This window comes from Pseudomonas mandelii (assembly GCF_002251635.1).
Lineage (GTDB): Bacteria > Pseudomonadota > Gammaproteobacteria > Pseudomonadales > Pseudomonadaceae > Aquipseudomonas > Aquipseudomonas mandelii_B.
The window spans coordinates 43,797-58,112 of the sequence record NZ_NMOJ01000244.1 but is presented as its reverse complement, the minus strand read 5'-3'; the positions used below and the strand labels follow the sequence as shown (position 1 = coordinate 58,112).

Below are 14,316 nucleotides of genomic sequence, written 5' to 3'. Positions count from 1 at the left end.
CTGGCTAGGCTGCTCGCTTCACCCCCACCCACGTAAAACACAACGGCAACTGCGCGGTCTGCCGCTCATACCGGTCATAGAGTTCCTCGCGGTTGGAATGCGGGTACTCCTTGAAGTGGCTGATCTGCAGCCCCGCCTCGATGGCGCCGGTGAAGATGGCGCCCAGGGTGTGGACGAACCAGTAGGACGACGCGGTTTGCTGGTCGACTTTGCCTTCGTAGACGATCGGCTGGTCCTGCACGAACGGCTTGCTGCGAAAGTATGAGCTGTCCAGACGATAGGGATCGGCGGCCTCAGGGTCGACCATTTCCAGGAAGGGGTGGGTTTCGTACACCACCAACGCACCGCCGGGCTTGAGGGTCTGCGCGACATGGTGGAAGAATTCGCCGATGTCGGGCATCCAGTTCAAGACGCCGATGGTAATCAGCGCCACGTCGAAGCGCTCATGCAGTTCAGCCGGCAGGTGATGAATGTCGGCCTCGATGAACTGGGGCTCATGCGGCGAGCGGGACGCCAGTTCCCGCGCCTGATCGAGAAACGCCTCGGACTGGTCGACGCCCACCACGCTGCGAGCCCCCAGCGCAAACAGCGAAATACTTTCCCGTCCGTTGTTGCAGCCCAGTTGCACCACGTCCTTGCCCTCGACGCCGACCTGCTCCAGCACACCGCGAAGTGTGTCATCGAAGCAGCTAAAATCGCGATGACTGACCGCCTTCACCAGGGCCTGCCAATCGGGCGCATCCTTGTGGTGTCGGGCGGAGTCGTTCCAGGCATCGCGGTTGCTGGCGATGGCATTTTCTTTGGTCGGCATTTCCATTGCGCACTCCAGGATTCGGGTCTTTGTTGACCGGCACGAGTCTAGATCAACGTTCTGAAAAACCCATTGGGCATTTGTTGGAATGTTGTAATCCAGGCATCGCGAACGCGTGCCCGCAGGGCAGCTATAGTTAATGGCCTTGGGGAAGTGCGGGAAAACCGATTTCGCAGGTGTTGCCATGAAAAAATCTGATCTGACGCTGTTGATCACCCTCAGCCTGACCGCCATCACCGGCGCCCATGCGGACGACACGCTGACACCCACCACCGATTACAGCAGCAACTTCAATTATTACGGGGCCGACCAGCCCTTCGCCCACCCGGTGCCGCCCTCCCTGAGCACCGTACCGCCTGGGTCATACATCCCGACAGCGCCTCAGGATTTCATCCCGATCGCCAGCCAGCATGAGTTCCGCGACTCTGTATTACCAACCATCGCGGATGCCTCAGTCCGGGTATTCATCCGCTCCTACGATCCGGTACGTGGCGTCTACGTCAACCAGGAAGTCCTCGACCCCACCTGCGTGCTCGAATGCCTTATCCGTCAGGGGGCGACGTTGCAGTAAACCTCACCACTGGCGTTTGTCCGGGCGTGCGAGGCCGAGCTTTTCGATCCGGTAACGCAGCATGTCGCGGCTCAGGCCCAGCAACCGTGCGGATTTGGTGACGTTCCAGTCGGTCTTGTCGAGCATTTTGCGCACCATGTCGCGCTCGACTTCCGGCAGGTTCATCGACTCGGTGCCGTTGTAGGTCGGGCGCGGTTCGTGGTGCTGGGGCTCTTGCAGCACGATCGGATCATCCACCAGGCTCAGGCAGACGTTGAGCTGATGGGCGGCAATCGTATCGCTCTGCGCCAGCAACACGGTTTGCTCGAGCATGTTACGTAATTCGCGCACGTTGCCCGGCCAACTGTAGCTGAGCAGCAACTCTTCAGCCTGATCGCTGAAATGCAGGTTCGGCTTGCCATAGCGTTTACCGTGGATCGCCAGGAAGTGCCGGGCCAGCAGCAAGATGTCTTCGCCGCGGGCATACAGGCGCGGTACCTTGATCGAAATAATGCGCAAACGGAAGAACAGGTCTCGGCGGAACTTGCCCTGTTGCACCATTTGTTCGAGGTTGCAGTTGGTTGCGCTGATCACCCGCAAATCAACCTTGCGTTCCTTGACCGAGCCGACACGGCGGATGGTCCGGTCTTCCAGCAGCTTCAGCAGTTTGGCTTGCAGCAGCAGGTCCATTTCACCGACTTCATCGAGGAACAGCGTGCCGCCATCAGCCGCTTCTACCAGGCCGACACGACGGTCCTTGGCGTCGGTGAAGGCGCCCTTCTCGTGGCCGAACAGTTCCGACTCCACCAGATTGGAAGGGATCGACGCGCAGTTGAATTCAATGAACGGGCCCTTGGCGCGCGGGCCGTCGAAGTGCAGCGCCCGAGCCACCAGTTCCTTGCCGGTACCGGTTTCGCCTTCCACCAGCACGGGCGGCAGGTCGGTGTTGGCCATGCGCCGCTCGGCGTCGAGCAATTGGGCAATGGTGTTTTTCAAGTATTGCATCGGAGCCGATTCGCCGATCAATGCCTGTACTCCTGACTTCTGCGCCTCGCGCTCCTGATAAAACGACAGCGTGCGCTCCATTCGATCAGTGGCCAGGGCCTTGTCCAGCAGCAGCTTGAGCTCCGGCAAGGCCACCGGTTTGGTGACGTAATGAAAAGCGCCCTCTTTCATCGCCACCACGGCATCTTCGACATTGCCGTAGCCGGTCATCATGATCACTTTCAGATCCGGCGCGCTGATGCGCAGCTTCTGGATCAGGTCGTGACCGCTCATGCCCGGCAGCGAGTTGTCGGTCAGCACCACATCAGGGGTGAACGTACCCAGTTTATCCAACGCCTCTTCAGCCGAGTGGCAGACCGTCACCTCGAAGTCTTTGCGCTCCAGGTAGGTCTGAATATTCTCGGCCAGGAGTTCATCATCCTCGACCAGCAGTATGCTGTGCTCCATATTCCCCTCCCGTTGCCACTTTGAAATTGAGACAGACGCGGGTTCCTTCCTGCTCCTGGCTGGTCAGTTCGACCGAGCCTTCGAAACGCTCCATTATTCGTTTGACGAGGGCCAGGCCAACGCCCAGCCCTCCCTGTTTGGTGGTGAAAAACGGCTTGAAGACCATCTGTTGCTGCTGCTTGGTCATGCCTTTGCCGGTATCACTCAAGGTCATCCGCACCTGTCCCGACCGGGGCTGTTCAATATCGACGCTGAGCACGCCGCCCTTGGGCATGGCCTCCAGGGCGTTGGCAAACAGGCTATTAAGAATTTGGGTGAGCAGCACCTGTTGGCTGACGACCGGTGGACAGGTCTGCGGCGTGAAGCGCACCTCCACGTTCGAACGTCGGATCAGCGCGTCGAAAGCACTCAGGGTGTCGTCGATGGCCAGCACCAGGTCCACCGTTTCGGAGTCGTCGTTCATCGGCCGCAACGACACCAGCAACTCCCGGACCCAACGCGACATGCGATCGACCTGGTTGATGATGTCTCCGATGTTTTTCTGCGCACTCTGGCTCGCGATTTCCTGGGCCAGTTCGGCGCTGGAGCGTATGTTCGCCAGCGGATTGCGCAAGCTGTGGGCGACGGCCGAGGACATTTCCCCCAAGGCCACAAAGGTCTCGTTAGTGATCAATTGCTTTTGCTGGCTCTGCAGCAACTTGGACGCACGCCGCACGATCCAGAACAGCCCAAGGTAGATGACCAGGCCGCCGAGCAGGGTCGCCAGCCAGATCGCCTTGAAGCCACGCTGGATGCGCTCCACCAGATCCGTCGGCTCCTTGTAGATCTCGACCATGGCGATGACTTTGCTCTTGTCGGCATTGAACATCGGGATGTAATTCTCGACGAACAGGTATTCAGGCTCACGCAGCAGCTTCTGCTCAGGACGCTCATCGTCGATCTCGTGATAGCTGGTGGACACCAGTTCCTTCATTTCAAAAGATTCGTCCAGTTCATCATCACCTTCGATGCGCATGCCGATCATCTGTGGATTGGTCGACCAGACCACCGTGCGATCCAATGCGTACACCACCGCCAACAGCGTGTCCGGCAAGTGCTCGACATGATCGAGAAACTCTATCCGGGCCGCGGCACGGGCGCCGGGATCTACGTCGGGATAGGCGTTGTCCTCGCGCGGGTCAAGCATCTCGCCCATGGTTCTTTCGCGGGTGATGCCGGCATGACGAATTTCCGCATCGCCGATGGCCTGGATGAACTGCGCAGTCAGCATGGAATCACGCTCGATGCTCTCATCGACGACAAATCGCGTAGACACATACCCCAACCCCAGCGCCACCGCAGCAATGATGAGAAAGCTGCCCAGCGAAAACCAGCGCAGCAGATTGAACTGCCCACTTCGACCCAGGCCTTCTGCTGCCGGTGTGTCCGGCGCAGGTACTTTTTGTTGTTCCAGCGTCTGCATGGGAGTGTCCTGGCTAAGTGCATCAAGCCTTTTCAGCCGTGTCTGGGATCAGTGTAGGTGGCATTGATCGCGGTTGACGGCTTCACTGATAGTATTTCGCCGCTATTGCAACTGCGCCGCTTGCAGCGGTTGCTGACGATCGGTTTCTTCCTGCAAAAATCCCATAATTGACTGCGCAGCGTTCTCATCCAGACGCAGGTTGGGCATCGGGATTTTGTCGAAACGTTCAAACAGCTCCAGCGCGATAGGGTCCTTTTCCGCGAGCATGCGGTCCGGTTCACGAATCCAGCGGCTGAGCCAGGCCGGGGCGCGTTGGCGCGTCACGCCGAGTTTTTCCGGGCCGAATTCTTCGAACAGCACCAGCTGCTGAGTGAACGGCTGAGCACCAAACAAAGGGCTCGGCTTGCCATTGGTGGGGTAATTGAAACTGGTCTGCACGGCCGGCGGCAGGATGTTTTCCTTGCGCGTCGTGTCTCGGCTGCCTTTGACGCCATCAGGCAAATCGAAGGAATCTTCGTTGGCCTCGGGCATGGTCAGGATGGCGTTCAATGCCGCCGCTTCGTCAGCGGGTTCGTCGTAATATCTGGAAGGATCGTTCGGCTCAGGCTCTCGTTCGTCATCGATGGGGCTGGCACGCAGCGTCGCTGTGCCCAGAGCCATTGTCAGGAGGACGCTTAGAGGCGTTATCAGGCCGAACCATTTGAAGGGGAACCGCGCTTTTCTGTCCATCACCAGCCGCCTCGAAATCGTGAAGGGGTAGTGGTGGATTTGCAAAGACCTCGCCAGATTTGTAACAGTTTTATACAAAAGCATTAACACTCAACAAAACAATGGCTTATCAACATCAATGTGCCACGACCGGGGAAAACGACTGGGTCCTGACACCCGCTAGCGGGGAAAGTTCACACCCAGTTTCAGGGGATCCGCTTGAACGACAGACGGACACTCGTGCCCTCGCCTTCACGGCTGCCCAGGGTCACCGCGCCGCCAAAACGTTCCATGATCCGTTTCACCAGCACCAGCCCGACACCCAGTCCGCCTTGCTTGGTGGTAAAGAAAGGCCGGAAGGCCATGCTGCGCTGTTCTTCGTTCATGCCCTTGCCGGTGTCGCTCACGACGACGCAAATCCCCCGCGTATCGGTCGGCTCCAGAGTGATGGTCAGCGTGCCGCCCCTGTCCATCGCTTCCACGGCATTGGCCAGCAAACTGTTGAGGATCTGCGTGAGCTGCACCTGCTGGCTCAACACCATCGGCGTCTCCTGCGGCTCGAACACCACCTTCACCCCGACCTTGGCAATCTGATGCTCGAAGGCCATGAGGCTGTCATGCAAGGCCGCCACCAGGTTCACCGGTTCGGCCTCATCGTTGAGCGGGCGTAACGACTGCAGCAATTCCCTGACCCACTTCGACATGCGATCCACCTGACCGATGATGTCATTGATGTTCTTGTGGGCCGGGCCAGTGTCGAACTCCAGGGCCAGTTCGGCGCTGGAACGGATGGTCGCCAAGGGGTTGCGCAGGCTGTGGGCAACCGCCGAGGACATCTCCCCGAGCGCCACGAAGGTTTCGTTGGTGATCAATTGTTTTTGTTGGGTCGCCAGCAGGATCGCTGCCCGGCGCACGATCCAGTACAGCCCCAGATAAATCAGGCCGCCGCCCAGGGCCGTGGCCAGCCAGATCAGCACCAGCCCGCGCTCCATGCGGTCGATCAGGTCCTTGGGTTCCTTGTAGATCTCGACCATCGCCGTGACGGTATCGCCGTCAGCATCGAAAAGCGGAATGTAGTTCTCGATGAAGATGTAGTCCGGTGGCGTGATGAACTTCTGCTCCATGCGCCCCTTGTCCACGTTGTGATAGCTGGCTGAAACCGGCGTCTTAGAGGAGAAGGCCTGGTCCAGGTCGTCGTCGGAATGGATTGTGGTGCCCATCAGCGCCGGGTTGGTGGACCAGATCACCATGCGGTCAGGGGCATAAATATTGGCCAGGATCACGTCGGGCAGGTGCTCGATATGGTCGAGGAATTCGCCGCGGGCACTGGCGCGGGCCATGGGGTCAACCTCGGGAAAGTCCCTGTCCTTGCGCGGATCCAGCAGCTCGCCCATGGTCCGCACGTTGGGGATCGAGACATGGCGCACCTCGGCCGAGGCAATCGCCTGAATGAACTGGGACGTAAGCAACGCATCGCGCTGCACGCTTTCGGTAATCACGAAACGCGTCGACACCGCACCCAGCGCCACGGCCACCGTGCCGATCACTGCCATGCTGATGAGCGAGAACCAGCGCAGCAGATTGAACGGCTGTTTGCGTGAGCTCAGGCGGATATCGCCCTCTTCTTTCTGGAGGGTTGTGGTCTGACTGGTCATGGACGTTGTTCCCGGAAACTCCCTATAGGGTTATAGCCCACTGTCCGGTCTTTGCCCGACTTCGGGTTTTGTCCCCCCCACCGATTCCCCCCCTGCCCCACTGCCCCCATCTACCCCCAATGCTGGGGACAGTCGCCCGCTTACGCCCTCGGCCCCGTGAAACCGTTTGCGCGCTCCAAGCCTTCACTGCGGGCCTCTGCCGGGTGTTTTGAAAGATTGGTATGGAAGTTGCCAAAACCCTCTCAACTGACCCATCCCTACGGGGCAGGTACTCTGATAGAGGGAATACTCATGCACCCTTTACTGTCCAAAACGGCGGCCGCCCTGGTCGTCAGCGCTCTAGCCCAAGGTGTTGCCCAGGCAGCGCTGTTTGCCGTCGACCCCGGCCCCTATGTTCCCGCCAACGGCTCGTTTGCCGCGTGGTATCAGGACACTCATGGTCGAACCCTCGATCTGTGCCTGTCCAAGGCGGTCAGTTCGCGAGTCCCGAGCGCTCCAGGCGCGCCGACCTACATGTGTAATTTGTTGCCAGCCCCCGGGATCTTCGACGATGCACAACCTGTAGTCTTCCCGACCAACTTCCCCGATGAAGCGTTCTGGTTCACCGGCGACGGCGCCATTGTCGATGCAGCCCGAGGCATCGACCTGACCTATGTCAGTGCCGTCGAAGCGGCCTTCGGCGGTGGCGACCCGCTCGAAGGTGATCAAATCAGCTTTGCGCGCATCCGCATTCGTGTGGACGTGCCCACTGCCGGCACCTATGTGATCACCCACCCCTACGGCGTCGATGTGTTCAACATCGATACCCCCGGGCGGCGGGCGATCAACATGACCCGGGACATCGGTATCGGCGTGCCGAAAACCTATGACGGCGCCCTCAAGGGTGATGTCGGGCCGTTCCTGCGCAGCGTCAACGGCCCCTACACCGAAACCAATCCGGTGACCGGTGCGGCAGAGCAATTCGTCGGCGACCCGAACCTTTCGGAAGCCTTCACCGGCAGCCCTTTCAACACCAATTTCATCCGCATTGAAGGGCCCAACGGACTGGACTTGCGCACAACGGTGATGGCCATCTCCGGCAAGTTATCGACGGTGGTCCGTCCGACTCCGATGATTACCCAGCGCAGCACCTACTCGCGCAAGGCCGGTGAAAGCGCCCCGGTAGCCCAGCAAGACGTGTTCGTCATGGCCCCGCCACCACCGGCCACCGTGACCCTGGACAGCAACAACCCGGCGCTGCACCTGACCGAGGCTGACACCACCGGCAACTGGTATGCGCAGTCCTCGAACAACCCGACGTTACCGAGCACCCTGCAAGTGACGGCCGACAACCACGTGGCTATCCCCAGCAGCACACCGACCACCCTGTCGATGTCGCTGTCCGACCTGGTCGTCATTCAGCGTGCCGAGTACAGCCTGAGCACCGGGCAAATAACCGTCGTGGCCTCCACCAGCGATGAGACCTCGCCACCGGTGCTGACCGCCACGTCCGGCACAGGAGTCGCCATCGGCGCCCTCAGTGGCGACGGCGCAGTGAAATCACTGGCCACCGGTATCTCGCCGATTCCACCCGCCAAGGTTCGAGTGACGTCATCCAATGGCGGCACCGATACCGAAGAAGTGGTCATCCTGCCATGAACGCTCACATGCCCAGATCCTCATCAGGAGGCATCATGAACAATTGGCCACGCCTGGCGCTCAACGCCCTGGGACTGACTCTATCGCTGTCCGGCAGCGCATTCGCGCAACTCGCGGCTGTCGACCTCGGCCCATATACCTTCGCCACCGGGAAATTCCCGATGTGGTATCAGGACAACAATTTACTCTCGATGGAACTGTGTCAGTCCCGGGCTGCCAGCTCGCGGGTGCCGGCTGCCACGCCACCGGCCTACATGTGTACCCTGCTGCCGGCACCGGGCGTTTTCGACGACACCCTGCCGATGGTGTTCCCGGATAACTGGCCAGATGAATCCTTCTGGTTCCTCGCCGAGACCACCATTCCCAACAACGCCGCTGGCTATGGTATGGACGCCTATGTCGCCGGGATAGAAGCAGCATTTGCCGGCGGCAATCCGCTCGATGGCGATCAAATCAGCTTTGCGCGGATTCGCATGCGGATCAACGTACCCGTCGCCGGGACCTACACCATCACTCACCCTTATGGCGTGGAAACAGTCAATGTCACGACTCCCGGTCGTCGCGCAATCAACATCACACGCGACATCGGCGTCGGTGTGCCGGGGAATTTCACAGGGGCACTCAACGGTGCCATCGGACCGTTCCTGCGCAGCGTCAACGGCCCTTACACCGAAGTGAACCCGGACACCGGGGCCGTAGAAACCTTTGTCGGTGACCCGAACCTCACCGAGCCGGTCACCGGCAGTCCCAACAACACCAACTTCGTGCGTATCCAGGGGCCGGCGGGGACCATCGAAACCAGCCTCTTCACCGTGTCCGGCAAAGTTCTCGACAACCGTGCACAAACCCATGTGGAGCTCGGCCGTGCCACTTACCGCCGCACTTCTTCGGGTACCGGCAGCAGCACCCGGGTCGAAGTCTTCGGCAAAGCGGACAACAGCTCGACCCTGTGCTTGCGCGAAACCCTCGCCCTGGTACCCGGCCCACCGCCTACGCCCTGCCAAACCACTATGGTCGGTGACAACAATGGCTTGTTCTTCGGCAATCACCTGATCACCGGCCCCGTACCTCCGGTCGTGGTGATCACTGCCACCAACCCTACCGGCACCACCCGACCTACAGCGGTGTCGAGCAAGCTCACCGACCTGGTGAAAATCCAGACCGCTCGCTACAACTGGAGCAATCACAGCCTGCTGATCGAGGCCACCTCCACGGATGAAGTGGCGGTGCCTGACATGGTTGCGCAAGGTTACGGACGTCTGTCGAAATCCGGCACCCTGCAAAAACTGACCGTTGCCGACCTGACCCAGCCACCGGCCACTGTCACGGTCAAATCCGCCGCTGGTGGTAGTGATACCGAGCCAGTCGTGGTCGTCGGTACGGCACCGGACACCGGCGAAAACCAGGCGCCGCTCTCGGTCGCCGACACCGGCAGCACCAGCTTCGGTGTGCCGCTGACCCTCAACCTGCTGGCCAACGACAGTGACCCCGACGGCAACACGCCGCTGAGCATCACCGCACTGACCCCACCGGCTGCCGGGCAAGGCACCGTGGCATTGAGCGGCACGACTTCGGTGGTCTACACCCCGCCGGCCGTGGTCAATGCACCGCTGACCGCGACCTTCACCTACAAGGCTCAAGACGTCAAAGGCCTGGCCTCGACCGCTCCGGCGACCGTGACCATCACCGTGGCGCCTAACCAGCCTCCGGTGGCCGTCGCCGACAGCATCGCGACCCTGGGTGTGGCAATTCCGATCAGCGTGCTGGCCAACGACACCGATCCGGAAGGCAACGTGCCGCTCGCCGTCGCCAGCGTGACCCCACCGCCAGCCGGTCGCGGCACCGTCACCACTGACGGCACCGTCGTCACCTACACCCCACCGGCCACGGTCACCACGGCCTTCACCACCACCTTCACCTACATCGCCCGGGACAGCTTCGGCGCCCTGTCGACGCCGGCGACGGTCACGGTGCAAGTCTCGCCACGGCCTGCTGCGGAAACGTTCACAGTGACCACGGCAACGGTGTCGGCCCGCTCCAATAACCGCTTCACCTGGGACTTTGCGGGCACCTCATCGGTGATTACCGGCAACACCATCACCGTGCAGGTCACCACCCCGACCGGGCTGGTAACGCTGGGCACCACCACGGTGCCAGTGACTGGCCGCTGGAGGTTGACGGTGAACAACAGCACCACGGTGATCCCGTCAGCTAATCCGACGGCGACCATCCGCTCGTCCCAAGGCACCGTGCGTACCGTGACGGTCATCTCCAACTGAGCCCTCGCCCCACCCGCCGATGTCGGTGGGTGGGGCCGGCCTCTTCCTACAGGACAACGCCATGAAAACGCCGACCGCCGCCCTGCTCTGCCTGCTTCTGCTTTGCAGCAGTGCAGGCGCGCGCGCCGACGATTTGATGGAGAACGACGACCTGGCACCGTCCGCCGACCTCGGCGAGTTGCCTCCACCGGTGGGCCAGCACGCGCTGATCGACCAGAACGGTCAGGCCAACGTGGCGCTGGTGCAACAGAACGGCCAGTCGTTGCTTGGCACCATCGTCCAGTCGGGCAGCAACCAGGAAGCCTGGATCCTGCAACAAGGCAGCGACCTCATGGCATTGATCACCCAGCAAGGTTCCGGCAACGCCGCCTCAATCACACAAAACGGTAGCCACAACCGCGCGCAGATTTCCCAGAACGGCAATAACAACGACGCCAGCATCGACCAGGCCGGTACGGGGCTTTCAAGCGCCGTGACCCAGTCGGGAAATGGCATGAGCGTTTCGGTTAAACAATATCGCTAAAGCACTGCACCACTTGGAGGTTTCATCATGTTCAAACTGACGCCCCTCACCGCCGCCATACTGGTCATTGTCAGTGCCCAGGCGATGGCCGACGACAGCGTTTCCACCCAGGCCCAGGTCGGCACCGCCAACATTGCCGAAGTGAAACAGACCGCGGCCCCGTTCAGTACCGCAGCCCAACAGCAACTGGGTCAGGGTAACGATGCCATGGCGGTGCAAGACACCGCCACCGGCACCATCACCCAGGATCAGGTCGGCGACTTCAATGCCAGTTACGGTGAGCAACTGTTCGAGAACGGCAGCACCATCGTCCAGCAACAGGTCGGTAGCCTCAACACCGCCCATGCCAGCCAGTCGATCGGCATGGGTGAAAACCAGGCGCTGCAACAACAGGCGGGCAGTGGCAACTTCTCGTTCCTCTATCAGGACAGCCAGGAAGCCACCAAAGGCCAGACCTTCCAGTTCGGTGACGCCAACGAGGCCAATATCGAGCAGATTCAACTGGGCATCGCCAACAACGCGACGATCATCCAGTACGGCACCGCCAACTACGGCACCGCCGAACAGATCGCGCACATGGGCGGCGAGATCGGCATCAACCAGGCCGGCGAAGGCAACTATGCCTATGGCGACCAGCGCGACGGCAATGGCGGCGTCGTGACCATCAACCAGTTTGGCGACTTCAACGCCACGGAAGTCTGGCAAGGCGGACAAACCGGCAGCGAGGCCACCGTCAACCAGTACGGGCAAACCAACGAAACCGTGGTCGACCAGAGCTTTGGCCAAAACAACAACGCCCAGGTCCTGCAAGTCGGCGATGTCAACGCCATCTACGCCGACCAGTTCGACTCCGTCGGCTCGGTGCTCGCGTTGTACCAGCAAGGCACCGGCAACGTGCACTTCACCTATCAGAGCGGCGACAGCCATGTGCTGAACGCCACCTCCGTGGGTACTGAAAACAAGGTCTACGCCAGCAACTGGAAAGGCCCGCAACTGGGCGGCCAATTCGGCAGCAACCAGCGTGCGACCGTCACCCAGGCGGGGAACGGCAACATCGCCAGCTTCAAACAGGATGGCGTCGGCCACATCATGACCACCAACCAGACCGGCAGCGGCAACAAAACCACCATCAGCCAGGCCGATTCGTATAACGAGCTGTACTTCGACCAGAACGGCAGCGACAACATCCTGATCTCCGACCAGCGCGGCACCACCAACCTGGCCCAGGGCACCACCAACGGCACCGGCAACACCACCGAGTTCGACCAGTCCGGCACGGGCAACCAGGCGTTCACCACGCAACTGTATGGCAGCGACAACATGATTACCGTCAAACAGGCTGACACCATGAACGTGGCGTACGTGACCCAGGGCGGCACCGGCAACACCGCCAGTGTCGACCAGAGTGGCATGACCCAAACGGCGACCGTTCAACAGATGGGTGCTGACAACCGGGCGACCGTGCTGCAGCAATAATCGCAAGGCATAAAAAACCGCGGCCCTTGGGGGAGGGTCGCGGTTTTTTTGTGCCTGCGTCGGCTGATCCTTCCCACGCTCTGCGTGGGAACGATCAGTGGTGTGGCTTACCCCTGCGGATCGACGTTATCCAGCGCTCGGTTCACTGCTATGCGCAGCAGACCTAAACCCGGCATACGCATCTCCATTGACACACCGCATTCACTGGTTTTACGACGGCTTCGCCACCGAGCGGCTGATCCTTCCCACGCTCTGCGTGGGAACGATCAGTGGTGTGGCTTACCCCTGCGGATCGACGTTATCCAGCGCTCGGTTCACTGCTAGTTCGCCCAGCATGATGACCTGCTGCAGCGCCAGCATGGTGTTGCGCTGGGGGCCTTGCAACTGGCTTGCGAAATCACTCGCCAGCACACTTGCCGATGCCAGGGATTCGCAGGCATTGACCAACAGGGTTTCGGTGTCGATATCCGGGGCGATGAGGTAAATGGTGCTGGGCTTGCGTGGCGGGATCGCGCTTTTCAGCGGATTGAGATAGTGATCCAGCGCACGGTCGGCGGCTTCGTTGAGCTTTTTGGGATCGAGGGGATCGTAGGGGGAAACGTCGTCGGATTGCGGGGGGTTGGGTGTGGCTTTGAACATGGTGAAACTCCATTTATACCTGTTGGAACCACCGGTACCTGTCGCTAAACATAAAGGGGTGGCAGCTGTACGCAGGTTAGCGAACCGGTCACCTAGACACCCGGCAGATCCGAAGATCTCCCGCGCACAGCCGCCATAACACGACTGCAGACATCAGCCTGCAATAAAAATGGAGCTTTGTTGCGCTTATACCTGTTCAGGTCGCTAAACCTGGCCGCTGAATTCAGCGACCCGGAAACGATAAAGACCAGGCACAAAGCGCACAAGCCGGCGGATTCTGGCGCAGTCGTAGGCAACGGCGCAAGGAACTGTAGCTTTCAGGAAGTAACGCTAAACACAATTAAACACACCCCTCAAATCAGCACACATTCCCTGTAGGAGTCAGCCTGCTCGCGATGGCATTGGGTCAGCCGACATCAATGTTGAATGACACACCCCCATCGCGAGCAGGCTCGCTCCCACAAGGTTTGGTGCATGCCTGAAAGAAATTGGTCGGCTGTCAGGCCGCCATCGCGGGCAAGCCTCGCTCCTACAGTGGAATGGGTGTACCTGCAAGAGATTGGTCGGCTGTCAGGCTGCCATCGCGAGCAGGCTCACTCCTACAGTGGAATGTGGGTACCTGCAAGAGATTGGTCGGATGACACACCCCCATCGCGAGCAGGCTCGCTCCCACAAGGTTTGGTGCATGCCTGAAAGAAATTGGTCGGCTGTCAGGCCGCCATCGCGATCAGGCTCACTCCTACAATGGACGGTGTACACCCGAGGCTTCTCACCACTCATTAGGCCGAGCGTTAGCTCGCCTGCAGCTCTTGATCTTGATCTACCCGCCCCTTCGGGAGGCCGAGTGGAGGCGTTCATCTGGGGGGTGGGCGCGTAGCGCCGTGCGGCGAAGCCGCACACATCGAGAGGAGGTCGAAGCGAAGCCGACCGGAGGCGATGCCCCCAGATGAATGCCGGAGCGAGGGTACGCCGAGCCTAGGCGAGGCACCGAGTGGTGGGGCAAAGCCTTTTGGTTACTTTTGGGCGTTTNNAAAAGTGACCCGCCGTAAGGGCGGAACCCTAAGCAGCCGTTACCGCAGCAACGGATATGTACTCAATCTACCTAACCCCCTCANNNNCTAAA

General features: G+C 60.4%; 10 protein-coding genes and 2 pseudogenes (1 of these 12 cut by a window edge). 5 read left to right on the top strand and 7 right to left on the bottom strand.

Features of this window, described 5'->3' with window-relative positions:
• Nucleotides 1-4: 4 nt before the first annotated feature.
• On the bottom strand, nt 5-817 hold the full coding sequence (locus tag B7L09_RS29340) for a class I SAM-dependent methyltransferase (RefSeq protein WP_094471732.1): 813 nt from the start codon (nt 815-817) through the stop codon (nt 5-7).
• A gap of 178 nt (nt 818-995) precedes the next feature.
• Here B7L09_RS29340 and B7L09_RS29335 point away from each other — a divergent pair, with 178 nt between their 5' ends.
• Nucleotides 996-1,382, top strand: a complete 387-nt coding sequence (locus B7L09_RS29335) for a hypothetical protein (RefSeq protein WP_094471731.1) — start codon at nt 996-998, stop codon at nt 1,380-1,382.
• Nucleotides 1,383-1,385: 3 nt separating this feature from the next.
• Here B7L09_RS29335 and B7L09_RS29330 read toward each other — a convergent pair whose 3' ends face one another.
• The 4 genes and pseudogenes from B7L09_RS29330 to B7L09_RS29315 form a co-directional block, all read right to left on the bottom strand.
• Nucleotides 1,386-2,813, bottom strand: coding sequence for a sigma-54-dependent transcriptional regulator (locus B7L09_RS29330; protein ID WP_094471730.1), 1,428 nt, complete (start codon nt 2,811-2,813; stop codon nt 1,386-1,388).
• The gene (locus tag B7L09_RS29325; protein ID WP_094471729.1) at nt 2,782-4,275 is read right to left on the bottom strand and encodes a sensor histidine kinase; all 1,494 of its coding nucleotides are present in this window, start codon (nt 4,273-4,275) and stop codon (nt 2,782-2,784) included. The genes B7L09_RS29330 and B7L09_RS29325 overlap by 32 nt, the downstream gene beginning before the upstream one ends.
• 303 nt (nt 4,276-4,578) lie before the next feature.
• Nucleotides 4,579-5,004, bottom strand: a pseudogene (locus tag B7L09_RS32090) (copper oxidase); the annotation flags it as partial.
• Between the two features lie 185 nt (nt 5,005-5,189).
• Nucleotides 5,190-6,638, bottom strand: a complete 1,449-nt coding sequence (locus tag B7L09_RS29315; protein ID WP_094471727.1) for a sensor histidine kinase — start codon at nt 6,636-6,638, stop codon at nt 5,190-5,192.
• 291 nt (nt 6,639-6,929) lie between these two features.
• On the opposite strand from B7L09_RS29315, the gene B7L09_RS29310 reads away from it, so the two are divergent.
• From B7L09_RS29310 to B7L09_RS29295, 4 genes are all read left to right on the top strand, one after another.
• Nucleotides 6,930-8,276 carry a hypothetical protein gene (locus tag B7L09_RS29310; protein WP_094471726.1) on the top strand — a complete coding sequence of 449 codons (1,347 nt, stop codon included), beginning with the start codon at nt 6,930-6,932 and terminating at the stop codon, nt 8,274-8,276.
• A gap of 35 nt (nt 8,277-8,311) precedes the next feature.
• Nucleotides 8,312-10,555: an Ig-like domain-containing protein gene (locus B7L09_RS29305; RefSeq protein WP_094471725.1), complete on the top strand. Its 2,244-nt coding sequence runs from the start codon at nt 8,312-8,314 to the stop codon at nt 10,553-10,555.
• A gap of 61 nt (nt 10,556-10,616) precedes the next feature.
• Entirely contained in the window at nt 10,617-11,078 is a 462-nt protein-coding gene (locus tag B7L09_RS29300; protein ID WP_077750527.1) for a curlin, read from the top strand.
• A gap of 27 nt (nt 11,079-11,105) precedes the next feature.
• A complete protein-coding gene (locus B7L09_RS29295; RefSeq protein WP_094471724.1) occupies nt 11,106-12,554 on the top strand; it encodes a curlin in 1,449 nt (482 codons plus the stop codon).
• 279 nt (nt 12,555-12,833) lie between these two features.
• Here B7L09_RS29295 and B7L09_RS29290 read toward each other — a convergent pair whose 3' ends face one another.
• Entirely contained in the window at nt 12,834-13,193 is a 360-nt protein-coding gene (locus B7L09_RS29290; RefSeq protein WP_094471723.1) for a DUF6124 family protein, read from the bottom strand.
• A 1,098-nt stretch (nt 13,194-14,291) separates the two neighbouring features.
• Nucleotides 14,292-14,316: pseudogene (locus B7L09_RS29280) on the bottom strand (CsgG/HfaB family protein); it runs 878 nt beyond the window's last position.